24 protein-coding genes, 1 tRNA gene and 1 pseudogene are annotated in these 24,539 nt (G+C 51.5%); 18 read left to right on the top strand and 8 right to left on the bottom strand.

Translation table 11 applies throughout. The features are described from left to right. The first annotated feature begins 6 nt into the window (after window positions 1-6). Window positions 7-1,155: a contractile injection system protein, VgrG/Pvc8 family gene (locus NB640_RS08355; protein ID WP_269308273.1), complete on the top strand. Its 1,149-nt coding sequence runs from the start codon at window positions 7-9 to the stop codon at window positions 1,153-1,155. A gap of 282 nt (window positions 1,156-1,437) precedes the next feature. On the opposite strand, the gene NB640_RS08360 is transcribed toward NB640_RS08355, so the two are convergent. Next, window positions 1,438-1,626, bottom strand: a complete 189-nt coding sequence (locus tag NB640_RS08360; RefSeq protein WP_269308274.1) for a hypothetical protein — start codon at window positions 1,624-1,626, stop codon at window positions 1,438-1,440. A gap of 126 nt (window positions 1,627-1,752) precedes the next feature. Beyond that, window positions 1,753-2,085: a LexA family protein gene (locus NB640_RS08365; protein ID WP_269310430.1), complete on the bottom strand. Its 333-nt coding sequence runs from the start codon at window positions 2,083-2,085 to the stop codon at window positions 1,753-1,755. 107 nt (window positions 2,086-2,192) lie between these two features. On the opposite strand from NB640_RS08365, the pseudogene NB640_RS08370 reads away from it, so the two are divergent. Further along, window positions 2,193-3,324, top strand: a pseudogene (locus NB640_RS08370) (IS3 family transposase). A gap of 1,466 nt (window positions 3,325-4,790) precedes the next feature. Here the strand turns inward: NB640_RS08370 and NB640_RS08375 are convergent. After that, window positions 4,791-5,939 (bottom strand): type I restriction endonuclease, encoded by a 1,149-nt coding sequence (locus NB640_RS08375; RefSeq protein WP_269308275.1) that lies wholly within the window; start codon window positions 5,937-5,939, stop codon window positions 4,791-4,793. Between the two features lie 342 nt (window positions 5,940-6,281). Here NB640_RS08375 and NB640_RS08380 point away from each other — a divergent pair, with 342 nt between their 5' ends. The 10 genes from NB640_RS08380 (at window position 6,282) to NB640_RS08425 (ending at window position 12,836) form a co-directional block, all read left to right on the top strand. Next, window positions 6,282-6,593: a hypothetical protein gene (locus NB640_RS08380; RefSeq protein WP_269308276.1), complete on the top strand. Its 312-nt coding sequence runs from the start codon at window positions 6,282-6,284 to the stop codon at window positions 6,591-6,593. Further along, the gene (locus NB640_RS08385; RefSeq protein ID WP_269308277.1) at window positions 6,590-7,048 is read left to right on the top strand and encodes a hypothetical protein; all 459 of its coding nucleotides are present in this window, start codon (window positions 6,590-6,592) and stop codon (window positions 7,046-7,048) included. The genes NB640_RS08380 and NB640_RS08385 overlap by 4 nt, the downstream gene beginning before the upstream one ends. A 155-nt stretch (window positions 7,049-7,203) precedes the next feature. Beyond that, entirely contained in the window at window positions 7,204-7,923 is a 720-nt protein-coding gene (locus NB640_RS08390; RefSeq protein ID WP_269308278.1) for a hypothetical protein, read from the top strand. A 179-nt stretch (window positions 7,924-8,102) separates the two neighbouring features. After that, on the top strand, window positions 8,103-8,324 hold the full coding sequence (locus NB640_RS08395; RefSeq protein ID WP_269308279.1) for a helix-turn-helix transcriptional regulator: 222 nt from the start codon (window positions 8,103-8,105) through the stop codon (window positions 8,322-8,324). 10 nt (window positions 8,325-8,334) lie between these two features. After that, complete coding sequence (locus NB640_RS08400) at window positions 8,335-8,574, top strand: helix-turn-helix domain-containing protein (RefSeq protein WP_269308280.1); 240 nt, start codon at window positions 8,335-8,337, stop codon at window positions 8,572-8,574. Further along, window positions 8,571-9,281, top strand: a complete 711-nt coding sequence (locus tag NB640_RS08405) for a Rha family transcriptional regulator (RefSeq protein ID WP_269308281.1) — start codon at window positions 8,571-8,573, stop codon at window positions 9,279-9,281. Before NB640_RS08400 ends, NB640_RS08405 begins: the two co-directional genes overlap by 4 nt. Then, window positions 9,278-9,466 (top strand): hypothetical protein, encoded by a 189-nt coding sequence (locus NB640_RS08410; protein WP_269308282.1) that lies wholly within the window; start codon window positions 9,278-9,280, stop codon window positions 9,464-9,466. Before NB640_RS08405 ends, NB640_RS08410 begins: the two co-directional genes overlap by 4 nt. Continuing rightward, entirely contained in the window at window positions 9,459-11,891 is a 2,433-nt protein-coding gene (locus NB640_RS08415) for a DUF3987 domain-containing protein (protein WP_269308283.1), read from the top strand. The genes NB640_RS08410 and NB640_RS08415 overlap by 8 nt, the downstream gene beginning before the upstream one ends. Next, window positions 11,888-12,187, top strand: a complete 300-nt coding sequence (locus tag NB640_RS08420) for a hypothetical protein (RefSeq protein ID WP_269308284.1) — start codon at window positions 11,888-11,890, stop codon at window positions 12,185-12,187. Before NB640_RS08415 ends, NB640_RS08420 begins: the two co-directional genes overlap by 4 nt. Before the next feature lies 1 nt (window position 12,188). Further along, window positions 12,189-12,836 carry a hypothetical protein gene (locus NB640_RS08425; RefSeq protein WP_269308285.1) on the top strand — a complete coding sequence of 216 codons (648 nt, stop codon included), beginning with the start codon at window positions 12,189-12,191 and terminating at the stop codon, window positions 12,834-12,836. Window positions 12,837-13,114: 278 nt separating this feature from the next. On the opposite strand, the gene NB640_RS08430 is transcribed toward NB640_RS08425, so the two are convergent. From NB640_RS08430 to NB640_RS08445, 4 genes are all read right to left on the bottom strand, one after another. Next, complete coding sequence (locus NB640_RS08430; protein ID WP_269308286.1) at window positions 13,115-14,359, bottom strand: tyrosine-type recombinase/integrase; 1,245 nt, start codon at window positions 14,357-14,359, stop codon at window positions 13,115-13,117. Window positions 14,360-14,537: 178 nt separating this feature from the next. Continuing rightward, window positions 14,538-14,613: transfer RNA gene (locus NB640_RS08435), tRNA-His, on the bottom strand. 94 nt (window positions 14,614-14,707) lie between these two features. Further along, window positions 14,708-16,015 (bottom strand): TolC family outer membrane protein, encoded by a 1,308-nt coding sequence (locus tag NB640_RS08440; protein ID WP_269308287.1) that lies wholly within the window; start codon window positions 16,013-16,015, stop codon window positions 14,708-14,710. A gap of 49 nt (window positions 16,016-16,064) precedes the next feature. After that, entirely contained in the window at window positions 16,065-16,829 is a 765-nt protein-coding gene (locus NB640_RS08445; RefSeq protein WP_332880209.1) for a protein-L-isoaspartate O-methyltransferase family protein, read from the bottom strand. Window positions 16,830-16,966: 137 nt separating this feature from the next. Here NB640_RS08445 and NB640_RS08450 point away from each other — a divergent pair, with 137 nt between their 5' ends. The 6 genes from NB640_RS08450 to recQ all read left to right on the top strand — a co-directional run bounded on the left by NB640_RS08450 (window position 16,967) and on the right by recQ (window position 23,590). Then, window positions 16,967-17,212: a hypothetical protein gene (locus NB640_RS08450; RefSeq protein WP_269308288.1), complete on the top strand. Its 246-nt coding sequence runs from the start codon at window positions 16,967-16,969 to the stop codon at window positions 17,210-17,212. A gap of 54 nt (window positions 17,213-17,266) precedes the next feature. Then, on the top strand, window positions 17,267-18,820 hold the full coding sequence (locus tag NB640_RS08455; RefSeq protein ID WP_269308289.1) for an efflux RND transporter periplasmic adaptor subunit: 1,554 nt from the start codon (window positions 17,267-17,269) through the stop codon (window positions 18,818-18,820). A gap of 13 nt (window positions 18,821-18,833) precedes the next feature. Then, entirely contained in the window at window positions 18,834-19,574 is a 741-nt protein-coding gene (locus NB640_RS08460; RefSeq protein WP_269308290.1) for an ABC transporter ATP-binding protein, read from the top strand. After that, entirely contained in the window at window positions 19,571-20,803 is a 1,233-nt protein-coding gene (locus NB640_RS08465) for an ABC transporter permease (protein WP_269308291.1), read from the top strand. The genes NB640_RS08460 and NB640_RS08465 overlap by 4 nt, the downstream gene beginning before the upstream one ends. A gap of 95 nt (window positions 20,804-20,898) precedes the next feature. After that, a complete protein-coding gene (locus NB640_RS08470; RefSeq protein ID WP_269308292.1) occupies window positions 20,899-21,732 on the top strand; it encodes an undecaprenyl-diphosphate phosphatase in 834 nt (277 codons plus the stop codon). A 34-nt stretch (window positions 21,733-21,766) separates the two neighbouring features. Further along, window positions 21,767-23,590 carry a DNA helicase RecQ gene (gene recQ / locus NB640_RS08475; RefSeq protein ID WP_269308293.1) on the top strand — a complete coding sequence of 608 codons (1,824 nt, stop codon included), beginning with the start codon at window positions 21,767-21,769 and terminating at the stop codon, window positions 23,588-23,590. 21 nt (window positions 23,591-23,611) lie between these two features. Here recQ and NB640_RS08480 read toward each other — a convergent pair whose 3' ends face one another. Next, complete coding sequence (locus tag NB640_RS08480; RefSeq protein ID WP_269308294.1) at window positions 23,612-24,535, bottom strand: hypothetical protein; 924 nt, start codon at window positions 24,533-24,535, stop codon at window positions 23,612-23,614. Window positions 24,536-24,539: the final 4 nt, after the last annotated feature.

Here is a 24,539-nt window from a genome sequence, read left to right on the forward strand (position 1 = left end):
TGCGCCATGGCCACCCCCTTTTCCTTTGTCGATGAATCCAGAAACCTGCAAGCGGTACCGGATGAACTTTCAACGCCACCTATCAAGGAAACCCCTGTAAAACCCTCTTACCGGCTGGTGGCCAATAACCAGGACATTACCGATTTGATCCGGGACCGGTTTATATCACTCAGATATACCGATGCAGTAGGGTTTGAATCTGATGTGTTGGAAATCGAATTATCAGACCATATTGAAGCGGAACCGATCGAACTGCCGCCAACTGGCGCTGAATTGCAGCTTTACCTGGGCTATGACGATGTGGCGGACTTGAAAGGCATTTTTATTGTCGATGAACTTAACCTTGGGCGGGGAACTTCACGGCCTGGCCGCATGGCGATAAGGGCACGCGCAACCCCTTTTGACCGCAGCAAGGGAGGCAAAAGCACACTGCAATCACAAAAGCGCAGGATCTGGAAAAAGGGAACCCGCATTGGTGATATGGTCGCTACGATAGCAACAGAACACGGCATGGAATATGCCGTTTCGGCATCCCTGCTTAAAGTGCCGTTGCCCACCATTGACCAGTCAAACGAAAGTGATATCAATCTGCTTTTACGTATCGGAAAAAAGTATGATGCCCTGGTGAAACCGTCCGGTGGCAAATTGATTTTTGCCAAACGCGGGGAAATGAAGACCCTGGGCGGGGAGCAATTGCCACCGGTGCCATTAATCGAAAAAGATGTTTCATCATGGGATGTGACTTTGACCATGCGGGATTCTGCCGGGCTTGTTGTGGCGACTTGGCATATTCCAAAATCTGCCAGAAAGCATCAGATCAAGGTGGGTACCGGTGAGCCAGTCCACAGGATAAAGCAGCTTTTTCAGACAGAAGAGGCGGCATTAGCAGCTGCCAAGGCGGAATATGCCAAACGCCAGCGCGAAGGCACGAAGCTGACTTTTGAAATGACTGGGCGGGGTGATGTGATTGCCGAAGCCCCATTGCAACTTTCACAATGGCGGCAGGATGTGCCAACGGATTGGATTATTTCAAGCGTGGATCATAACCTGGACCCGGCAGGCGGATGGACGATGAGCATACAGGCTGAATTGCCGGATGATCCTGCCACGGCCAAGGTTGAAACGGTGACAGTACCAAAAAAGGTTCGCAGCTAATTTTAAATTCCGGGCGGTTTCTTTCGTTACGATGCCTTTTATTTCAGATTTTCGGCAGATGTTAAAATTGGTACCTGTGAAATTTTATTTATGGTGATGTGATGGCGAAAAATTCCAATTTGAGGGCGTGTGTTTACTTAACTCGTGACTGTTATTTTCACGAATTTGGTACAAAACCTGTTTACAGCGATAAATCCGGCGAAGTTGTTGGGGTTATATCGGTGGCCATTATTGAGGAAGCTAATGGGCAGGTCAAAATGGTTGACCCCAATGACATAAGATTCATTGTGTAGCCGCACCTATTCCTACATGCGCTAAGTTAGCTGGTGCTAAAATGCCATGTAGAAAACAGATCAGATAGGGGAAGCCTGTCACTTGACCGGCTTTTTCTTTATTTGCTGGAAACAAGGCGAAGATGTGGAATCGCTTTATTTTTGCGGCGTTGCGCAATGTGGCGATTTTGTCTATCAAGTAGGTATCCTGCCCCCGCCAAGGTTGAAACGGTATCAGTACCCAAAAAAAGCAGGTGAGAATGCAAGCATCTCGGCCCTGCAGCATGTATTTATGCGGGTTTCGATAAGGCCGGATCCAGGGAAATCAGAATAATTTTCTGATACAGGACGTAACAACCCCCCAAACCTGCATTTCTTGCCCTTCGTGAAAATCAATCGGATCATATTTCGGGTTTTCAGGGATAAGGCGCACGATTTTTTCCTTTTTGAATAATCGCTTCACAGTGAAGCCGCCATCAATGACGGCAACCACGATCATGTTATGCCTGGGTTCGATGGACTTGTCGACCACAATCACATCACCATCAAATATTCCTACGCCTTCCATGCTGTCGCCGGCAACGCGGAAGAGAAAAGATGAATTGCGATTTATGAAAATCTGGTCGTTTAAATCAATCTGTTTTCCGTTCCCGCCAATTGCTTCCTGGACGGGGAAGAGAAGTGGCCCCGGGAATTAGGACAGATTTATAAGTGAGTTTTTTGCTTCACAATAGTGGCTGCGAAGCAGTCAAAGGGAGCGAAATCATGAGCAAAAGAAGCAGAAGAAACCATTCAAGCGTATTCAAGGGCAAAGTGGCGCTGGCGGCGCTCAGGGGAGACAGGACGATAGCCGAGATAGCACAACAGTATGAAATTCACCCCAACCTGGTCACCGAATGGAAACGACAGTTGCAAGAGAACGCTGGCCATGTTTTTGAAGGCAAGAAGCCCGTTGGCAAGGCAGATCCGGATTTGAAGGTACTGCATGCCAAGATTGGTCAACAGGCGCTGGAAATCGATTTTTTAAGCGGCGCGCTCACCAAGGCGGGATTGCTGAGCGCAAAAGAATGATAGACCGTACCCACAACTTGTCGGTTGTCCGGCAATGCCAGATATTGTCACTTTCCAGATCGACGGCCTACTACCGATCCTGTGAGACAAGGCCGGAAGACCTTGCTCTCATGCGCCGAATGGACGAGTTGCATCTTGAGTATCCGTTTGCGGGCAGCCGGATGCTGCGCGACCTGTTGCGTTTTGAGGGGTATGAAGTTGGCAGAAAGCGCATTGGCACGCTGATGAAGAAGATGGGGATATCGGCGATCTACAGGAAGCCCAATACCAGTCGGCGTCATCCGGCCCATCCGGTTTATCCGTACCTGCTGCGCAATTGGAGATCACCCGTCCCAATCATGTGTGGGCAGGAGACATCACCTATATTCCGATGAAACGCGGGTTTGTTTATCTGTTCGCCGTGATGGATTGGGCCAGCCGCAAAGTGCTGTCCTGGCGTATATCGAACACCCTGACAGCGGACTTCTGTATCGAAGCACTCGAGGAAGCAATCCACCGCCATGACAGGCCGGATATCTTCAATACCGACCAGGGCAGTCAGTTCACCAGCCTGGAATTTACGCAGCTGCTCAAAGCCCATCAGATTGCCATCAGCATGGATGGCAAGGGTGCCTGGCGGGATAACGTGTTTGTTGAGCGCCTGTGGAAAACCCTCAAGTATGAGGATATTTATCTGCGTGCCTATGACACGGTAAGCGCGGTAAAACAGGGGATCGGGCGCTATCTTGATTTTTATAACCGGAAACGGCCACACCAATCGCTTGACGGCATACCACCGGATCGGTTTTACTATGACAACCTGCACCAGCCGGAAATGGCAGCGTAGGTGATGAACGGGTTACCCACCGCACTCGCCTCCAGCACCTTTATTGCTGAAGGCGGCACCGTGGATAACCCTTTAACCGCAAGGAACACACTTAAGCAGGACAAAATCCTGTCCAAACAATCGGAGCCACTTCTAAGCCAGCCGGTACCGGGCTTTCACTCATTGTTATGCAGATGGGGTTTGGATGTATCTGTATTGCATTCATGGGGTCAAGTGTTTTAACTGTATGGGCGTACAGTATAGTACCGGCTTGAAGAAAAGGAAAGCGGGCGCAACATTGCCTAAATTTTCAGCATCACAGGCACAGATACAGAGGATGCAAAAAGGGGGAAAAGATACACAGGGTTATACCCGGAAATTGTGGATAACTTTTGCAAATTCTGGACGAACGCAAAAGTTATATTCCAAAAAAATGCGATTTATCTTCCAAATTTTGGAAGATGGCAGATGTTGGTTGGTGGTTACTAACCGGGAAAGCTAGGCTGGGTGGGGTACTGACGGGGATCGAACAAATGGCTGTGATCCCTATGAATAGCCGATATGCGTATTTCGATTTTTGAAATTACCCCTAAAATTACCCCTATTATGATTTGCTACTCATTAAAAGCCATGGGGACGGAAAAGGGTTAAGCCAAAGAAAAAGCCGATCACTGACCGGCCTCTCCCCTGATTTGTTTTCGCATTTTGATCGTGCCCAGACATTTTATCACCAAATATCCCACCAAGGCTTTAACGGTGCCACAGATGAAGCATTGGCGCACGAAGTTGAAAGATTGACCGCCATTCCTTTAACGGTGCCACCGCTGAAGATCGCCCGTGCAATCGCCAAAGGTGACTTCACCCGGACACTTTGCTACGGCTACAGTTGCTACACTTGCTACAGTTGGGGCTGAAAATGCACAAAATGGCGTATTGACGGAATCAGCCAGGGGGTTTGCGACAGCGACACCTGCGACTTTTGCGACACATGGAATCTAGGGTTTCCCGTTCGTCTGATTTCTGACTAACGGGGATTTTCACCTGAACCTTCTACTGATTTCAGCGTAGGGTCTACCGGGCGTGATACGCCTAATAGCTCGGCTTTCTTGGCGGCGCTTTTTGTCTGGTGGTAGTCTGGTCTATCGGGTGTAGCCTCAATGTGAGGCTGAACCCGTGTTTCAAATTCGCCGGTTTCTGTTCTTGGCTGTTCCTTCGCAGCCTCCGACCTTGCCCTGTTGGCTTCTGCTGCTGAATATGCTGACTGGCTTGCGGTGGCGTGGTTGTTCGTGACCTAGTGAGTCGATAGTTGTTTCAACGTGGGGAATTTCTCCGCGTGTTTTCATTAAGCTGGCAGGAATCACATAATCCGCCGAAAGGTGCATAAATAATGAGCTTATCATTTTTCACTTTTCAACACACTGTCAAAATGATTTGCTTACCGTAAAAAGCCCACCAGCATGGGTGGGCTTTGATGGAGCATTGAGGCCTTATTCGCTTCGCTTTAATCTGAAGTTTTCATCATCTGTGACGTATTGAAGGGAATCACGAAGAATTCCAGGGATTCGCATGAGGTGCTCTGGCTGCATGATTTTCACCGTATTGCCAGCACCAACTTCAAGGCCGGCTCGTTCAATTTCCCGGCGCCTTTCATCTGTAATGTCGATCGGCAGGGTAATAATCGGCTCACGCCTGTCACCGTTGTATCGGAACAACCAGCGATTCGTTTTCCCATCATAAAGTACAGTGTAGTAGCTCTCGGTGTCCCTGGCGACCAGACTATCAGCTGCTTCTGGCAGCAGTGATTTTGTGATCTCATACATCTGCCGCTCTTTGTACGTCGTAACGATCTTCGGGTTGTCCGGGTCAACCTGATCTGCAAATTCATCAACCACAGTTGGTGATTCTTTTGGCTTTTCTGGCTCCGGCTTCGCCGAAAGACCGGTAACGACCATATCGCTTATCGCCAAGCCGACAGATCGCTTGACGATTGGCGTGATACTTTCAATGAACCTTGCGTTAAATTGCCGCTGAATATTGGCCTGTCCAGCCACAAATCGGACAAAATCCGCGCCGGGGTCTCTTAGGTTGTTTCTAATGACATCGGTAAACTGGTTCAGATAAACGCTTTCTTCTGCGATCTCTTTGATCTGATCCGGCTTGAAATCATCGTGCCTGAAATTGTAGAGGCGGGATATTTGTGACTCATCCAGTTTTTCAAAATCCACCACAAGGAATGGTTCTGCATCCATGGTGTTTTTTTCATTCAGGTCCGTGAAAAATCGCCATTCAACACCATTTGTTATGGCTGCGATAAGAACATTTGTCGCAGAATTGAAATACCTTTCAAGCTGGCCTTCATGATTTATCAACATCTCACCATAAGGCTTTGCCTCAATAAACAAAACAGGGGTTCCTTTAAGCATCAGGGCATAATCAATGCGATCAGTTTGTTTTACACCGCGATATTCAGCACGGTATTCAGCCTGCACTTTTGTTGGATCGTAAGCATTGAAACCGAGAATATCCAGCAGGGGAAGAATAAGAGCCTGTTTGGTTGTTTCTTCTGTTTTGCAATGCTCGGCCACATTTTTGATGTGTTCGGCATGTTTATGCACCTTGCTTATAAACTCGTTCATTTCCTCTCCCATTTGAATATTAGTTCATTGTCTATGCGCGCTGCACGTTGATAATACGTCGTACAGTATATATCGCAGACGTCCGATAGCGTACAGATCATGATAAAATACAAGTGCTGCTGAAAAAGAGGCGGCCAGGGGTGAGAGCCTGAAAATACACGCAAGACTGATATACCGCCATCAGTGCGGTTTTTTTGTATCAGTGTCATGGTTTCCTATGGGCAGCCGTGAGGGGCACTTCGGTGCGCCGGTTTACTTGCGTTCCGGTCTCTCAACCTTCACGGTTTGCCCACCCGTTTGAGAGCGGGCGGGTGATGAATAATCGCAACGTAAGGAAATGCCATGAATCAACCCAAGTCCGGGGAAACCCAATCAGTAAAAGACCTCAGAGCCACCATAGAATGGATAGACGGCTTATCACAAGAAAGCACCGCCAAAATCATGGCCATTGCAAATCTGGCTTTGCTGGCAATGGAAACGCCTTCATTTCACCTTGAAAGTCTGGCACAAGCGTTTAAGGCTATCGCTGATCTTGCCTTCTCATTGGAGGAATGTATCGGCTATCACGCAAATACTGCCGGTTGCAATTCCACATGCCAAAGAAGCATCAGGCGGCATCAGGCTTACATTGCAATGAAGGAGGCGCAGTCATGAACCCAAAAGCAATAGCGCACCACAGGAAATATGGCGGCATGTGGTTTGTCGTTCATTCAGACCGAGACATGTTCTCAAACGCGGTTTCCGATTACTTCATGACGGAGCATGAGGCACAGGTGGCAAAGGCGAATCTGTCCGGACAGTACCCGGCAGACCAGCTTTTCATTATCCGGCACAGGACACTGGAAGAAGCGAAAGCAATCGCCAGAGAAAGCAATGAACGCCACAAGCTGGATGTTACTTATTACCAAGTAGCGATCAGAGTGCCGTACCAGGGTAAAACGCTGCCGAAGAATATTTCCGGGATGATTGGCAGTCGGTTTAAAGCAGTTCGAGCATTGCGGAGCATCAGGAGGACATTGCCCGGTGCGCTGCTGGTGCAACACACTCGCTTTTACCAAGACGATGAGTTGACAGGCCGCCAGGAGCATTTACGCCGGATCATTCGTTGACCTGTGAATAAACCCAGTGCTTTCGGTATAATGTGCTATACCGGATTATTCTGGACGATACCGTATAAGCTGCGCCTATCCTTCGCGAGGAGAAAACACAGTTACCTTGCTGTGCTGGCGCGGCTTCCCCAACAAGGCTGACGTGAAGGTGCGTTATGAGTAAAACACAATATGAGTATATTCCCATCATATTTGCTGCGGCATTTATCACAGGACAAAACAAAAACCTTCGCCAGAAAAAGGTGAACTGGGTAAAGGGGCTTAATCTCCTCATCGAGCAGATAAATGGGGTAGAAAAATCCGGGGTAGAGCAATTTTGGGGAGGCCTGACGCTCAAACAGCGTGTTGAAACCCCGGAAGAAAGAGAGCGAAAAAAAAAGGATATTCTTGAGAATGGAAAATTCCTGGAAAGTCTGATAGAAAAAGGAATTTTGTCGGCGAAAGAGCATCCCCATTATTTGCATCTCATCAGTGTTTCTTCCTTTTCGACTATGTTCGAGAATTACTTTCCAAGAGATAAAGATCGTCTAAATGAGTTGCTGCCTTCTTTTGAAGCATTGGTTCAAGAGACTGCCCCTGCTGCCTCGCCATCCGACCTGCAAAAAAAGCAATTAGAGAATGGCGTAGATGATGAGCAAGCTGAAGTCACGCTCACATGGAAAGATGAAATCAGACCTTATGCCGACGGTCTTTTTGAGGACAACCCTGATATTACTGAAGCGGACATGACGCGAAGAATCGATGCACAGCTTCGAGCAAAAAACATAAGAAAAAGCAAAAAAAGTAATGCCGGTTTTTATTCGCAAGAACACATCAGAAAAGACTTTGTGCGATCGTTTCTTGAAGAAAAACGCACTGGGGAAGTGGGGGAATAATTATTGTTTTTTCCCCAACTCATTTCCCCAAAAAAGAAAAATGAAAAAAATACAGTAAAAACAGCAACCTGAGGGTTTTTGCAAAAAACAAATCCTCATCTAGCGGGGAAAAATTTCCCCACAGAAGATTACCTCGTGGACGGCAATGAAGCCGATCATATTTTTTCGGAGGTAATCAGATGACACTGCAACAAATTCACCATCAATCAAAAAGAATCTTGCGTAAGCGAGAGGTTCTTCATCGTACGGGTCTGTCAAACGCTACCCTGCACGAAATGATAGCTGCCCAGCGGTTCCCGGCTCAGATAAGAATTTCGACCCGCAGCGTTGGCTGGATCGAATCTGAAGTCGACGCCTGGATAGATGAGCGTATCGCGGCCAGCCGCCAAAAAGCTGCATAAGGGGGCCGCCATGAGGAACAATTTTCAAGCGCAACGCGAGCGCGTCCTGCATCGTCTCGCCGAGGGGCCGATGACCACGCACGAAGCGAGAGAGCAAATCGCTGTAATTCATCCTGCAGGGCGTGTCATGGAACTCCGCAGGCAAGGCCATGACATTCTGACTCACTGGACAAAAGAACCCAACGCCCAGGGGCACATGCACCGGGTGGCGAAATATGTTCTGCTGAGTCGCAAGGGGGTGCAATCATGAATGCGCTCGCAATCCAAAATGAAAAGCTGGTCTCTGTGAACAATCAGGAGCCAGTCACAACCAGCCTGATTGTTGCCGAGAAATTCAATAAGCGCCATGACCATGTCTTGAGGGCGATCCAAAATCTTGAGTGTTCAGACGGGTTCCGACTCCTCAATTTTGGGGAGTCCTCATACCGAAATGAGCAGAACAAAAAGCAGCCCATGTATCACATAACCCGTGACGGCTTCATGTTTCTGGCGATGGGTTTCACAGGCAAAAAAGCGGCAAGGTGGAAGGAATGCTTCATTGATGCCTTCAGGAAAATGGGGGCAACACTTGTCATGCGCTCAAGTTCAGAATGGAATGCAGCAAGGATTGAGAACAAGACAGGCCGCCGGGTACTCACAGACGCAATACAGTATGTTCTTATCCCTTATGCCATATCCCAGGGCAGCAGGAACCACGGAATGATGTTTGTCAGTTATACCCGGCTGGTTCAATCCTGCACCAGTTCTGACAAGCGCGATTCCCTTCCTGCGCACGTTCTGGCGAAGATAAGCGTTCTTGAGGTGAGCGCCGCCACGGAGATATTGAAGCTGGTGGCGAGGAATGTTCACTACAGGGAAATTTATCAGGCCGTCAAATCAGAGATCAATGAAATCGTTCGCCTTTGGAATGCGTTACCAATAGCGAACGCCAACATAAAACAATTGGAGGCGGCATGATCACGGACAAAAAAAGACCCGCCAAGGCAGCAACCGAAGCGGGGCAGAAAATAACTCTCAGTTCCAATTATAACCCGCTTCCCGCCCTTTTCAAGCGCTTTATCGTCATGCTGGCAGCACGGGAAATCATCAGCAAAGACCGTGCTGTATGGCTTCTGTTTCAATGGAGGCTGACACATGATTGATCCCATTTCCCAATTCAGGGACGCCATTGCCGCTGCTGGCCTGACCGTACCGGAAACCATCGAGACAGACGGCATGTTGCACCGATTTGCCAGTAACGGCAATCCTCGCGATACGGCAGGCTGGTATGTCTATTATGGCGATACAGTCCCCGCTGGTGGTTTCGGCTGCTGGCGGACAGGCGTCAACCAGACATGGCGTGCAGACACCGGCAAGAAACTGACACCATCAGAAGACGCCGCACACAAAGAGCGTATTGCCGCCATCCAGCAGCAGAGGAAGGAAGAAGAAGCCGCCCGGCGTGCAGAGGTCGCCACCAAGGCCAAAGCGCGATGGGAAGACGCTTTACCCGCTTCTGACAACCATCCCTATCTCGCGAAGAAAGGTGTCCTGGCACACGGCATCAAGGAGCATGACGGCAATCTCATCATCGCCTTGCGTACCGGCTCTGATATCCATTCCCTGCAAACCATCCGCGCTGACGGTGATAAACGCTTCCTGACTGGTGGCCGCATATCCGGCTGCTATTACAGTATCGGCAAACCGGACCAGTCGGATATCCTCTGCCTGGCTGAGGGCTTCTCTACCGGCGCATCTGTCCATGAAGCCACGGGCTACCCGGTTACAGTTGCCTTCAATGCAGGGAATCTTGAGCCGGTCGCCAAGGCTATACGCACCCTTTTTCCGGGCAAGCGGCTGGTGATCTGTGCTGATGATGATTACCGCACAGACGGCAATCCCGGTATCGCCAAGGCAACAGAAGCTGCGAGGGCTGTCAACGGTATTGTTGCCATTCCTGACTTTGGAGAGGATCGGCCCGATGGTGCAACAGACTTCAATGACCTGCATCAGCACAAAGGACTTGAGGCCGTTCAGGAGGCTATCCGGCAGGCTATTGAATTGTCTGCTGCTTATGGCATTACCGGTTCAGGGGAAGGCAGTACAGCACCAGAATCGTTTTTATGGCCTGATCCACAGCCGCTGGAAACAAAGACTGATCCCATGCCCTATCCAGTGGAAGAGTTGCCCGACACCATCAGGCAGGCGGTTACCGAGGTACAGCACTTCGTGAAGGCTCCCGTTTCACTGGTGGCGGCATCAGCTATTGGCGCATTGTCTCTTGCCGTACAAGGCCATATTGACGTGGAAAGGGCTACCGGGCTGAAAGGGCCTTCCGGATTATTCCTTTTGACCATTGCCGATTCAGGCGAAAGAAAATCCACCTGTGACAGCTTCTTCATGACGGCAATTCGCAGTTACGAAGAATCACAGCGGGAACTGGCAAAACCGGCATTGCAAAGCTATGAATCTGACCTTGCTGTGTGGGAAGCCAGAAGAAACGGATTAAAGGACAAGATCAGGGCGCTGGAAAAAGATGGGAAAGACTCCAGCAAACAAGAAAACGATTTTCGTGAGCTGGGGAAAGAAAAACCCGAACAGCCCAAATTCCCCCGTCTGCTGTACGCCGATGTTACCCCCGAAGCGCTGGCCTATGGCCTTGTCAGGAACTGGCCTTCTGGTGGTGTCATATCCGCTGAAGGCGGCACCGTGCTGGGTTCTCATGGCATGGGCAAAGATTCCATCATGCGCAATCTGTCACTGCTGAACCAGCTATGGGATGGTGGCCAGATATCAGTGGATCGAAGAACATCGGAATCATTCACCGTGTCAGGGGCAAGGCTGACAGTCGCCTTACAGATACAGGAAGCCACCTTACGCGGCTTCTTCAACAATACCGGCGCGCTGGCAAGGGGAACCGGCTTCATGGCAAGGTTTCTCATTGCATGGCCAGAATCAACACAGGGTACTCGCCATTTCACCGAAGCACCGGATGATTGGCCTGCTCTTGGGGCTTTCAACCGGAAATTGACCACCATTTTGGAAAACCCGGTTGATATTGATGAGAACGGCTCCCTGTCACTATCGACCATCACGCTTTCTGCCGATGCCAAAAAAGCATGGATTGGCTTTCATGATGCAGTGGAGTCCATGCTGACAAGTGGTGGTGATCTGTATGACATCCGGGATGTTTCCAGTAAAGCAGCAGATAACGCGGCCCGGTTGGCGTCACTGTTTCATGTCTTTGAGCATGGTGTTGGCCCGATATGCGCGGACTGCTTCAGAAAGGCCGCAACGATCATTACCTGGCATTTAAACGAATCGAAGCGTTTCTTTGGTGAAATGGCCCTGCCGGAGGAAATGGCAAATATGGCTCGCCTGGATGAATGGCTCATCCGGTATTGCCGGGAAAACAAAACCAGTGGTGTTTCAACCCGCCGGGCGCAACAGTTTGGCCCCGTCAGGAAAAACAGCGAACTTAATGCCGCACTGGATAATTTACAGGAACTGGATCGTCTATCTGTCAAACGAGATGGCAAGCAGAAAATGATTCTGGTAAACCCTGCATTGCTGGAGGGGATGTCATGAATTTAATCGATCTTTGGGCAAGCCTGAAGTCCCAGACCAGAGCAGTTGCTACAGCTACAGTTGCTACATCTGCTACAGATGAGAAAGAAATGCCCAGAAATGAGGCAAGTGTAGCAAAAGTAGCAAGTGTAGCCGTAGCAAACCATGAAGACATGCCCCCAGAAACATTCATGCAATGGGAAGTTTTCACTTCAAATCGGGGGACAGTCAAGGTGATATGCAGCGAACCCATGACGGAGAAAGAAGTTTGCTGGTTTCCTGGTGCGGTATCGGCTGTTCCATTATTGGAGGAATGACATGATGAAGAAGAAAACCAGCGTGGCAAAGAAAAAGGCAGCACCTAAAAAACCGGCGCTGACCGAAAAAGAAAAAAAGGAGTTTTATGCCCGTTACGCCATCCGGCCAAGTGCCAATGCAGCAGGTATTGTGGGTAAATACGGTAAATTCCTCCTTGGCGACAACCTGGGGCAGGATGAGCTTGTCGAATCACTCTCTCAGGCCATGACAGACATTAATAACGGCGACATGAAAAGAGTTGAGAACATGCTGCTTGGGCAGGCCATGGCACTGCAAACCATGTTCACGAATCTTGCCATACGCGCTGATTCGCAGGATGGACGGCTGGATAATATTGAAAGTCTGATGCGCATGGCACTACGGGCACAGAACCAGTGCCGCATGACACTGGAAACACTGGCGAATATCAAAAACCCACCTGTGGTCTACGCCCGCCAGGCCAATATCTCCCAGGGACATCAGCAAGTGAATAACGGTGTGCCTGTGGCTGCCACGCCCGCACGCGAGGAAAAAGTGATTGAATCTAACGAATTATTGGAGGTACTCGATGGCAAACGGCTGGACACCAGAACGAAAGGCCAGGCAGGCAGAAGCGATACACCGCTGGAAACCGTGGAAACAGGCCGGGGTAAAAACACCGGAAGGTAAAGCGCGTAGCAAAATGAACGCTCTGAAACATGGCGAATATTCTGCTGAAGCAAAGGCACTCAGAAAGCATATCAATGACTTGTTACGACAGCACAGAGAAGCACTGAAGCGCATAGCCTGATTCGGTAGTGATAGTTTTTGGAGATTTTGGAGAGCGCCCTTTAGTGCGCAGTAACTCCGCACTTAGTAAAAAATAATCCTGTTTTAATACATGGGGTTGCCACTGAAAATTAGCGCAAAAATCAGGCGGCAAGTGGCAGTTTGGTGCGCAAGGACAATCAGCGATATGCGCTCAAGCTGATAATGTCTGCTCCCGCTTTCAGCCTGTCCAGGTAATCGGCCCATTGCTGCATCATCTTCTTGCGCTCCGGAAGGTGTGCCGTCCGGTTGTAAGCGCGGCCATTCGGATCACGGACAGCATGGGCAAGCTGGTGTTCGATCAGGTCAGGCCGCACCCCCAGCACTTCGTCAAGGATGGTTCGCGCCATTGCACGGAAGCCGTGGCCGGTCATTTCTTCTTTGCCGATTCCCAGGCGGCGCAGCGCGGCCAGAATGGCGTTATCGCTCATGGGGCGTTCTTCTGTCCTTGCGCTGGGGAAAAGGTAACGACCATACCCTGTCAGTGGGTGCAGTTCCTTCAGGATAGCGACCACCTGCCGTGCCAGCGGGACAATGTGCTGGGTATCTGTTTTGGTGACGGTGTATCGCCACTCAGCCGCCTCAAGGTCGATGTCAGCCCATTGAGCAGCCCGTAACTCACCGGGACGAACGAACACATATGGCGCGATTTTAAGGGCGCAGGCGACCGGAAAGGTGCCTTTGTAGGTGTCGATGGCTCGCAATAATTCTGCAACTTGTTGGGGTTCTGTTGTTGCTGCATAGTGTTTTACTTTGGGAGGCTGCAATGCGTCTCTCATTTTCGGCACAGTGTTGCCGGTAGCAAGGCCCATATCTACGGCATAGTCCATGATCTGGCTGCACAGGGTCTTGATAGCGATGGCTTCCGCAGATGAATGATCTGCGATTTTAAGCAGAACCTTTCTGAAGTCCGGCGCAGCAATTTCTGATACAGGGACGCCTCCAATCCATGGAAGGACATAGCGGCTCAAGCGGCTCAATACCTTCTGCGAGTAACCTAGCGTCCAGGGCTTTGTGTGGTTGTCGCCGCTGGAGCGCTTTTCATGCCATACCCTTGCAATAACTTCAAAGCTGTTCTCCGCTCGTTCTTTGCTGGCGGCTTGCTGTGCCTTCTTTGCTTGGATAGGGTTAATACCGGCAGCACTCAGCTTTCTGGCTTCTTCGCGGTGTTTGCGGGCCTGTTCAAGCGAGACATCCGGGTATTTGCCGAACGACAGGATGTTTTCCTTGCCGTTGTCCTGTTTCACCTTCATGTGCCACAGCTTGCTTCCATGAGGGTAAACGGTAAGGTACAGGCCGCCACCATCAAAGAGCTTATATGCCTTTTCCTTTGGCTTGGCATTCTTGATCTGTACGGGTGATAAGGGTTTGACGATCCGAGCCATAGGGGTAACTCCTTTTAGGGGTAATGACTTTTCGGAATGGGGTAATTACCCCTAACATTACCCCTATATTTTCTGTATGTCAACGGACGTTATCGGACGATAAAAGACGCAAAATGGCCTAAGAGCCGCATATTCTCTAGGGTTTCTGGACTTTATCGGATGTTATTGGAGGGGGTAATGGGGTGACTGACGGGGATCGAACCCGCGACAACAGGAATCACAATCCTGGACTCTACCAACTGAGCTACAGTCACCACTGGGAAGAGATTTACTGCTTTTCAACGCCAGTATAACCCGAGCGCTGAGCAGATGATTATAAGGAATTTGTCTGGCGCTGGCAAGGAGCCTTTATCTGTCCAGCAGCGTATTGATTTGCTGGACATCGTTATCGTTCAGGATACCCGCCGCATACTTCAGTTTCAGTGCATTCATGATGGCGTCATGACGCGCGACTGTCAGGTCCCTTCTTGTTGAAAAGACCTGCTGTTCGGCGTTCAGGACGTCGATATTGATTCGCACGCCGACTTCATAACCGAGCTTGTTGGATTCCAGTGCGGAAAGGCTCGAGATTTCGGCGGCTTCGAGCGCCCTGATCTGTGAGAGGCCGCTGTTCAAGCCCAGGTAGGCTTCCCGTGCGAGCTGAGCGGCATTGCGCCGGGAGGCAACCAGATCATTTCTGGCCTTGTCTTCCAGGGCTATGGATTCCCGCACCTTGCTGGTGATGGCAAAGCCGGAGAAGATCGGGATGCTCATTTGCACACCAACGGTGCTGTAATTATCCGAACGGATGGTGCCACCGCCGCTGCGCTGGAATTCACGCTCCTGGTTGGTGTGGTTGTAACCCGCTACCAGGTCAACCGTGGGGTAGTGGCCTGCGCGGTTAATCGAGATATCCCGCTTGGCCATTTCCAGTGCCAACTCGGAAGCAGCGACAGCGTAATTCTGCCTTTCGGAATAATTGACCCAGGTATCCATTTTGTTGGGTTCCGGTGCCGCGACATTGATGCCCTTGCGAAGCGGGGAAAGATGGTCGGGCAGCCGCCCGATGATCTGCTGCAATGCGGCACGCTTGATTTCGAGATCACTCGCAGCCGCATACTCTTGTGCATCGGCAAGGTCGTAGCGTGCCTGTGCTTCGTGTACGTCGGTAATGGTGGTTGTGCCCACTTCAAAGCTGCGTTTGGCAGATTCAAGCTGCTCGGCAATGGCGACTTTCTGCGCCTGGGCAAAAACGAGCACATCCTGCGCGGTAAGGACATCAAAATAAGCCTGGGTGACACGGATGATCAGTTCCTGCTGCGAGGCGGCAAACTGGGCTTCGCTGACGGAGACGGCCAGCTTGCTTTTTTCGTAGTTCTGGTAGCTTCCCCAGTTGAAAAGCGGCTGGGTCAGGTTGACGCCATAGCGGGTTTCGGAAGTATGCTGCACACTTTCATATTTCGTCCGGCTGTAGGTGCCTGAGCCTGTCACTTGCGGGAGCAGCTGTGAGAGTCCCTGGACGCTTTGCTCCTGTCCGGCCATGAGTGATGCGCGGGCGCTGGCATATTGCGGGTCATTGACCAGCGCTTCCTGATAAATTTGCATCAGGTCGGCCGCTGACGCGTTCAGCATGAACCCAAGGCTGGCAATCAGTGAAATGATGAAACGGTTACGCATATCTTTCCCATGCAATGATGCCAGTAGTATAAGCCAAGTTCAGGCTGCTTCAGAATCGGAAGCGGGAAATTTTTCGCTGTTCACGAAGAAGGGGTGCCGATGTACCGAAAAGACTGATGATTTCATAGTGGGCATCGTGGATTTTTCTGATCAGCTGGGTCTGGGTGAAAGGCGCGTCTCCGATAAACGCCACGATTCGCCCGCCAGAGTTCAGTATCATCCGAAATGAATCAGCCAGCTCATGAAGCGCCCCGGAAATAATGATCACATCATACATGGTGTCGCTTTTCCAGCCATTGGCGCCATTGCCCAATTCGACCGTGACATTGGTTATGCCTGCCTGTCTCAGGTTTTCTTCAGCAAACCGTTTCAGTTCGGGCTTGATTTCCACGCTGGTGACATGGAGCGCCTTGTAGGCAAGGAGAGCGGCCATAAAGCCGGAGCCGGTGCCGATTTCGAGCACCTTGTCCGTGCCCTTGATGCCTGCCGCATGCAAAACGAGGGCTTCTGTGCGGGGGGTTAGCATGCATTCATTGTAGATCAGCGGGATTTCGGTGTCGGCGTAGGCGATGTCGCGGTAGGCTTCCGGGGCAAATTTTTCCCGCTGCACAGCAGTAAAGGCATCAAATACATCCGGGGAATTGACGCCTGTTGCGCGAATCTGGCCTTCGATCATGTTGATCTGCGCCTGACGGATATCCATGGCCGGTGTTTTTCTGTAGAGGGTAGCCGCCATGTTTTCCACTTCCCTGTCCACATAAAAGCCGGTTGATGTTTCGTGTGTCGGAATCAGCATCGTTCTTTCCTCACTCATCAGTGTCATCTCTTTTTGAAAATAAACCGAAGCGGTATCGCATACAGGCGCCCTGTCCAGGGTTCGGGATTTCCAGCCTGTCCTGAAAAAAATTGTCGTCTATCTAATTTATGTGTTTACGGATGAGGTGGCATGATATGGAACAAGTTGTTACAAAAGAGACGCCTGTTTTTGCGCGCTTTCATGGTTTCTTTCAATGGTGTGGCTTATGTGCAACAGCGGTTGTCCGGCGGAAAAATATCGGACAAAACGTTTTTCCTTCACCTGAGAAAAAACAAGAAAAGGGAAGTCTTTGCCTGCTCATCCATGGTGATGGTGGTATTTTTGCTGTGCTCAGAGGGAAGATCGGCTGGCGCTGGCAAACAAGTTGTTACAAAAGATGAGCCCATTTGTGACAATTAACAGTAAAATCGATTTTATTTGTTTCCGGATATGGCATGAATTTGAAGCAATTCAACTGGCAGGGCATAAGAGGGAAGTGGGCGGATATGCCCAAAAAACAGCGGCTCGTGCTGATTGGCGGTGTCGCTGTCCTGGTGATCATTGTGGCGGCCTGGATCATGATGAGTGGCAATGGCCAGGTCCGGTACAAGACAGCAAAGATCGAAAAAGGCACCATTACCGCCAGCGTGTCTTCTTCCGGTACGGTCAATCCGGTTATTTCGGTGCAGGTCGGCTCCCAGGTATCCGGCCAGATCAAGGAAATTTTCATCGATTTCAACAGCGAAGTGACCGAAGGCCAGCTGATTGCGCGAATCGATCCGGAAACGTTTGAATACAAGGTCAGGCAGATGCAGGCGGATGTGGATTCTGCCCAGGCGCAGGCCATGATGCAGCGTGCCGAGCTGGCGCGTCAGAAGGTGAATCTGGCCAATGCAAAAATTGACATGGAGCGCCGCTTGAAACTGGTCGACAGGGGCTTTTTGTCCCCGGCAGAGCGCGATACGGTAAAGACCACCTACGAAGCCCAACTGGAACTGGTAAGGGTGGGTGAAGCGAATGTGAAAAATGCACAGGCGTCAGTCAAGCAGAAAGAGGCGCTTTTAGCCCAGGCCAAGGTCGATCTTGAGAGAACATCTATTCGCTCACCCGTGAATGGCACGGTGATCCAGAAGACAGTTGAGGCCGGGCAGACTGTGGCCGCCAGCCTGCAGGCGCCGGAGCTTTTTGTGATTGCGGAAGACCTGACAGACATGCAGGTGGAAACATCCATTGATGAGTCGGAAATCGGCCGTGTGCGCGTGGGCCAGAAAGCCACCTTTACGGTGGACTCCTATCCGGGGCGCACTTTTGAGGGGGAGGTCAGGCAGATTCGCCTGGCAGCGCAGAATGTGTCCAATGTGATCACCTATATTGTGATTGTCAGCGCACCCAATCCCAAAAAGGAACTGTTGCCGGGCATGACGGCCAATGTGCGGATTATCCTGGACACGCGGCATGATGTGAAACTGATTCCCAATGCCGCCATGCGTTACCGTTTGCCCAGTACCGAGACGGCTGGCAAGGGCTCTTCCCGCACTTCACGTGGCAACTGGATTCCGGCGTTTCTTGAGCGGATGACGACCGAGCTGGCCTTGAATGAAGAGCAAAAGACGCGGGCAGAAGCCATTTTGACCACGATGCGAAACAAGATTGCCGTGGCACACCAGGCGCCTGAGGCAGACCGTAAAAAACAGATTGAGGCGGCACGAATCGAGATGCGCCAGCAGATTGCTGAAATCCTCAATGATGAGCAGCGGGCCAGGTTTGAAGAAATCAGCAGTGAGTATGATGAACGGCGCAGCAGCAGCACGACAGGCCGTATCTATGTGCTGGAAGACAAAAAACCCGTGGAAATGAATGTGCGACTGGGGCTGTCTGATGGCTCCATGACCGAGCTGATGAGCTCTAATCCGCCGGAAGGGGCCGAAGTGATTATCGGTACTGCGATAGCCGGTGAAAATGGCTCAGGCAGCAGCAGTTCGGTTCCGCGCGGGCCGCGCATGTTCTGATAAACAGGTTCCCATGACAAAACTCTTGGAAACACATCATCTGGTCAAGGAGTATGTGACAGGGGAAAACAGCGTTTTTGCCCTGGATGATGTGTCCATCAGTATTGAGGAAGGGGAATTTGTCGCCATTATGGGGCAGTCGGGTTCCGGCAAATCCACGTTCATGAATCTGATTGGCTGTCTGGATATCCCGACTTCAGGCGAGTATTTTCTGGGGGGGGCCAAGGTATCCGACATGGATGGCGATCAGCTCGCGTTGATCCGCAACCAGCAGATCGGCTTTGTTTTCCAGCAGTTCAATCTGTTGCCCCGGACGTCGGCACTCGAAAATGTCGAGCTGCCGCTGCTGTATGCCGGTGTGCCGGCTGAAGAACGCAAGGAACGGGCGATGGCCCGCCTGGAGGAGGTGGGGCTTGGCGGTCGGGTTGACCATACGCCGGCTGAGCTCTCGGGGGGCCAGCAGCAGCGGGTGGCGATTGCCAGGGGGCTGGTCAATAACCCTTCCCTTATCCTGGCTGACGAACCGACCGGGGCGCTGGATTCCCGTACCAGTATCGAAATCATGGCATTGATGCAGAAGCTTTCGCGTGAGGGAATGACGATTGTGATCGTTACCCATGAGCCGGAGATCGCCGCTTTTGCCGACCGCATTATTACCTTCCGTGACGGGAAGGTGCTCTCGGATGTGCCCAATACGTCGAATGATGCCGAGAAAGAGCTGGAAAAATATCCGAAACCGGAGGTGCGCACATGAATCTGCTTGCCACTTTCCGGATTGCCATCAATGCGCTGCGCTTGAACAAGATGCGTTCCATGCTGACCATGCTGGGCATAATCATCGGTGTTGGCGCGGTGATTACGATGATTGCGGTCGGGGGTGGCGTGCGCGAGCGCGTACAGAGCCAGATCAAGAGCCTGGGATCAAACCTGATCATCATCCTGCCGGGGTCGACGACGGCTTCCGGTGTGCGAATGGGAGCGGGGGCCAATCTGAATCTGACAGAGGATGATGCCATTGCCATCGCACGGGAGGTGCCCGAAGTCCAACTGGCTGCTCCGATGAACCGGGGAGGGGCACAGGTGGTGGCCGGGGGAAACAACTGGGCCACGCAAGTGTATGGTGTCACGCCGGACTGGTTTGAGGCGCGTGACTGGCCGCTGTCAGAGGGCCGGGTTTTCGAGCAGACGGAAATGCAGGGATCGGCCAAGGTGATTATTCTGGGGCAGACGGTTGCACAGGAGTTGTTTGGCGATGAAGACCCCGTTAACCAGAGTGTGAGGGTCAAGAATATTCCCTTTACCGTCATTGGCGTGCTCTCGCGCAAGGGCCAGAGCATGATGGGAACCGACCAGGATGATACGGCGGTTATCCCGATTTCCACGCACCGTAACCGTGTCTTTGGTAACCAGCAGGGCAAGCTTCGCCGGGTGAATGTCATCCAGATCAAGGTGTGGGAGGGCCAGAGCATGAAAGATGCCGAGGCGAGCATCCGCGACCTGATGCGCCAGCGTCAGCGCACACAGCCCGGCCAGGACGACCAGTTCACCATGCGCAACCTGACGGAAATCCTGCAGGCGCAGGAAGCGTCTTCCAAGGTGATGACGCTGCTTTTGGCCGCCGTGGCATCTGTTTCGCTGCTTGTGGGCGGTATCGGCATCATGAATATCATGCTGGTATCGGTGACGGAGCGGACAAGGGAAATCGGTCTGCGTATGGCAATTGGTGCAAGAGCAAGGGATATCCTGACGCAGTTCCTGGTAGAGGCAATCACGCTGTCGCTGATAGGTGGCTTTATCGGGATTATTGTCGGTATTGCCGGCTCTTATCTGATTGCCCATTTTGCCGGATGGGCAACGAAACTGTCAGTGGATTCGATTTTCCTGGCGGTGGGCTTTTCAGCCACTATCGGCATCTTTTTCGGTTTTTATCCCGCACACAAGGCATCCAAGCTGTTACCGATTGAAGCGCTCCGGTACGAATAGCTTTTTTTCCGGCTTCTGCCCGAAAAGGCTGGGTTCGGGGGTGTTAAACGGGTAAAATACGGCTTTTTTGTTGCCTGTTCTCACCTGACACCTTCATGGAAACGATCTACGCGCTCAAAGCCTTCATCATGGGGCTGGTTGAGGGGTTCACTGAATTTCTGCCGATTTCATCCACCGGCCACCTGATTTTAGCGGGAAGCCTCTTGGACTTCACCGGGGAAAAGGTCAAGGTTTTCGAGATTGCCATCCAGTCGGGCGCCATGCTGTCGGTATGCTGGGTTTATCGCGAACGTATCATTAATGTGATCCGGGGTTTTACCACGGACCCAAAATCCCGGAAATTTGTCATTAACCTGATGATTGCGTTTATTCCTGCTGCGGTATTGGGCGTGCTCTTAAGCAGCATGATCAAGTCAGCGCTCTTCTCTCCGGTTCCGGTTGCCACGGCCTTTATCGTAGGTGGCCTGATCATTATGTGGGTAGAACGCCGGAATCGTCTGAATCCGTCGCTGGCACGGATTGATTCAGTGGATGACATGAGTGCAATGGATGCGTTGAAAGTCGGGTTTGCCCAGGCATTTGCCCTGATTCCCGGGACAAGCCGCTCCGGGGCGACCATCATGGGGGCCATGCTTTTTGGCATGTCACGCAAGGCAGCAACGGAGTTTTCCTTTTTTCTTGCCATGCCGACACTCTTTGGCGCCAGCGTGTATTCTGTCTGGAAAGAGTGGCATATTTTTTCCCTCTCGGATGTCCCCCTTTTCACGATCGGCAGTGTCGGGGCATTTATTTCAGCGTTTTTGTGTGTGCGCTGGCTTTTACGCTATATCAGTACGCATGATTTCACCATTTTTGCCTGGTACCGGATTGTCTTCGGTATTTTCGTCATCACCAGCGCCCATTTCGGATGGGTAAGCTGGGTGGATTAGTCTATAGGCGGCAAGAAGCAGGACAGGAGCAGGCATGCCGGAAAATCAGCATCAGGTAAACCGCGAGGCGTTAACGCTCCTTCAGACGGTTTTTGGTTATCCCGCTTTTCGTGACCAGCAGGCGGCCATTATTTCACATGTCGCATCCGGGCAGGATGCGCTTATCCTGATGCCGACAGGCGGCGGCAAATCATTGTGTTACCAGATCCCCGCGCTGATCCGCGAGGGTGTCGGTATTGTTATTTCTCCCCTGATCGCCCTGATGCAGGATCAGGTGGATGCACTGGCGGCAATCGGGGTGAAGGCCGCTTTTCTGAATTCATCACAAACTCGCGCCGAATCGGCAGCAGTAGAACGCGCTGCGCTCAACCAGGAGATTGATCTGGTTTACATTGCCCCCGAGCGATTGCTGACCGAGCACTGTATGGGGTGGCTCAGGCAACTGAAGATAGCCCTTTTTGCCATTGATGAAGCGCACTGCGTTTCACAGTGGGGGCATGATTTCCGACCGGAATATGTACGCCTGTCTGTTCTGTCGGACGTGTTTCCGGATGTGCCCAGGGTGGCGCTCACCGCCACAGCGGACAATCTTACCCGTGCCGATATCCTGCATCACCTGAAGCTGGAGTCAGGCAGGCAATTCGTCTCTTCCTTTGACCGGCCGAATATTCATTACCGGATTGTTGAAAAGGATAATCCCCGGCAGCAGCTGCTGGATTTTATCCATACCGAGCATAAAAACGATGCCGGGATTGTGTACTGCCTTTCACGGAAAAGGGTGGAAGAGACAGCGGACTTCCTGAACCGTAACGGTGTTTCTGCACTGCCATACCATGCCGGCATGAGTAATGCAGACAGGACGAAAAACCAGGCGCGGTTTTTACGTGAGGAAGGTATCGTGATGGTGGCGACAATTGCCTTTGGCATGGGGATTGATAAGCCGGATGTGCGTTTTGTGGCGCATCTGGATTTGCCGAAAAATATCGAGGGGTACTATCAGGAAACGGGGCGTGCCGGACGAGACGGGCTGCCGTCCAATGCCTGGATGACGTATGGCCTGCAGGATGTGGTGCAGCAGCGACGGATGATCGACGAATCGGAGGCCGATCCGGAGTACCGCCGGATTCAGTCCGGCAAGCTCGATGCCCTGTTGGGATTGTGTGAAATCCTGACCTGTCGGCGGATTCGCCTCCTGGAATATTTCGGAGAGAGTGCCGGGCCTTGCGGGAATTGTGATGTCTGTCTCTCGCCGCCGGTTTCCGTGAACGGTACGGTCATCATGCAAAAGCTGCTGTCGACGATTTATCGCGTAGGACAGCGTTTTGGTGCCATGCATGTCATTGACGTGCTGCGGGGGAAAAAAACAGAACGTATTGAAGAGTGGGGGCACCATACGCTATCCACTTTTGGCATTGGCAGTGAGGAAAGTGACGCCGCATGGCGCTCGGTGCTGCGGCAGGCGATTGCACGCGGGCTGGTGACCGTGGATGCGGAAAATTTCAATATGCTGCGGCTGACAGAAAAGGCCCGGCCGGTACTGAAAGGCGAAGCCGAAATCTGGCTGAGGCCCTATGAGAAACCGCAGCGAAAGAAAAAAGCCGCCTCCCGGAAAACCTATACGGAAAAAACACTGCATGCCGATGACCAGCCACTGTATGAACGGCTGCGCTGGTGGCGTGTCGAAACTGCCCGGCAGCAGAATGTGCCTGCCTATGTGATTTTTCAGGATGCCACTTTGCGTGAAATAGCCCATGCCAGGCCGCGTTCACTTGAGGAGTTGGCGGCGATTCCCGGTATGGGCGCAAAACGGCTGGCAACATGGGGAGATGCGGTACTGGCGCTGATACAGGAAGAATAATTGCCTGTTTTTCCCCGCAGATCACCAGGCTTTTTTCTTTTTGGCAGCGGGTGGTTTGGCGATGGAAAAAAGTTGTCGGCTCCCGGGATTGACATGAATTTCCAGCCATTTTGAACCGGCAGCGGCGATACCAAGATTGTTTTTCCAGGTGATTGCCTGGTTTTTCTGCCTCGCCTCACCATGAATGATCAGGACTTTTCCGGAGAAACCGTCAGCAAGCTTGGTGAGCAGCTGGCGGATTTCCTGAAAACCGTCACGTGCTCCCGTTTTTCTGGCAGAGTCGTTTTCAAACGGATTTCCATCGCAGAAAATCACGATGCCATCCATGCGATTGCGTGAAGCCAGGGTAAAGAGTCGATGCAGCCAGTAACGATTGGCAACCAGTCTTTCCTCAAATTCATTGTTCCTGCCTGCGGCGTTGAGATAATGGTTGTTGTCAGCCGGCAGGTTGACTGTTGCAAAGAGAACAGCATCCTGCTGCCAGTAGGTGTTTTCCGGGTAGTCACTGTATTTTGCGATGTGGGACTGGCGCGTGAGCGGCATGCTGACCATGCCGAATGCCGTATCGTTTTCAAAGAGGATTTCACGCAGGCGCCGCAGGCGGTCACTGTGAATATCGCTGCCGTCCTCGTTTTTGCAGCCGATCCAGTCGCTGCCTGCCAGTGACAGGAAAAGCGGTTTGTCAGATTCTTCCAGGAGACTTTTCCGTTCGCGGTACAGGGCATCGGTGCAGGGTTCATCTTCTGCGCGGACACCGTTGGCAATCACAAAAGCCAGCTGCTGAGGGCGGATACGGTCGATTTCCGCCTGCAGATGAATATCGTTGCTCACCGTTGGCTGGTCGATGACGGCAAAGTAAAACCCCTGCATTTCATGTGCCGGGGCGGCGTGAAGTGCAGTGATGAAACCAAAAACAAGAAGAAAAAGCAGGAACGGTTTTTTCATGGTT

The organism is Oxalobacter vibrioformis (assembly GCF_027118995.1).
GTDB classification, from domain to species: Bacteria; Pseudomonadota; Gammaproteobacteria; order Burkholderiales; family Burkholderiaceae_D; genus Oxalobacter; species Oxalobacter vibrioformis.

Coding starts and splice junctions, on each gene's coding strand:
- NB640_RS08465 (WP_269308291.1), top strand. CDS start 19,571: ATGAATCTGCTTGCCACTTTCCGGATTGCCATCAATGCGCTGCGCTTG.
- NB640_RS08440 (WP_269308287.1), bottom strand. CDS start 16,015: ATGCGTAACCGTTTCATCATTTCACTGATTGCCAGCCTTGGGTTCATG.
- recQ (WP_269308293.1), top strand. CDS start 21,767: ATGCCGGAAAATCAGCATCAGGTAAACCGCGAGGCGTTAACGCTCCTT.
- NB640_RS08380 (WP_269308276.1), top strand. CDS start 6,282: ATGAATCAACCCAAGTCCGGGGAAACCCAATCAGTAAAAGACCTCAGA.
- NB640_RS08400 (WP_269308280.1), top strand. CDS start 8,335: ATGAGGAACAATTTTCAAGCGCAACGCGAGCGCGTCCTGCATCGTCTC.
- NB640_RS08450 (WP_269308288.1), top strand. CDS start 16,967: ATGGAACAAGTTGTTACAAAAGAGACGCCTGTTTTTGCGCGCTTTCAT.
- NB640_RS08445 (WP_332880209.1), bottom strand. CDS start 16,829: ATGAGTGAGGAAAGAACGATGCTGATTCCGACACACGAAACATCAACC.
- NB640_RS08405 (WP_269308281.1), top strand. CDS start 8,571: ATGAATGCGCTCGCAATCCAAAATGAAAAGCTGGTCTCTGTGAACAAT.
- NB640_RS08385 (WP_269308277.1), top strand. CDS start 6,590: ATGAACCCAAAAGCAATAGCGCACCACAGGAAATATGGCGGCATGTGG.
- NB640_RS08470 (WP_269308292.1), top strand. CDS start 20,899: ATGGAAACGATCTACGCGCTCAAAGCCTTCATCATGGGGCTGGTTGAG.
- NB640_RS08355 (WP_269308273.1), top strand. CDS start 7: ATGGCCACCCCCTTTTCCTTTGTCGATGAATCCAGAAACCTGCAAGCG.
- NB640_RS08460 (WP_269308290.1), top strand. CDS start 18,834: ATGACAAAACTCTTGGAAACACATCATCTGGTCAAGGAGTATGTGACA.
- NB640_RS08420 (WP_269308284.1), top strand. CDS start 11,888: ATGAATTTAATCGATCTTTGGGCAAGCCTGAAGTCCCAGACCAGAGCA.
- NB640_RS08410 (WP_269308282.1), top strand. CDS start 9,278: ATGATCACGGACAAAAAAAGACCCGCCAAGGCAGCAACCGAAGCGGGG.
- NB640_RS08390 (WP_269308278.1), top strand. CDS start 7,204: ATGAGTAAAACACAATATGAGTATATTCCCATCATATTTGCTGCGGCA.
- NB640_RS08480 (WP_269308294.1), bottom strand. CDS start 24,535: ATGAAAAAACCGTTCCTGCTTTTTCTTCTTGTTTTTGGTTTCATCACT.
- NB640_RS08375 (WP_269308275.1), bottom strand. CDS start 5,939: ATGAACGAGTTTATAAGCAAGGTGCATAAACATGCCGAACACATCAAA.
- NB640_RS08430 (WP_269308286.1), bottom strand. CDS start 14,359: ATGGCTCGGATCGTCAAACCCTTATCACCCGTACAGATCAAGAATGCC.
- NB640_RS08415 (WP_269308283.1), top strand. CDS start 9,459: ATGATTGATCCCATTTCCCAATTCAGGGACGCCATTGCCGCTGCTGGC.
- NB640_RS08455 (WP_269308289.1), top strand. CDS start 17,267: ATGAATTTGAAGCAATTCAACTGGCAGGGCATAAGAGGGAAGTGGGCG.
- NB640_RS08395 (WP_269308279.1), top strand. CDS start 8,103: ATGACACTGCAACAAATTCACCATCAATCAAAAAGAATCTTGCGTAAG.
- NB640_RS08425 (WP_269308285.1), top strand. CDS start 12,189: ATGATGAAGAAGAAAACCAGCGTGGCAAAGAAAAAGGCAGCACCTAAA.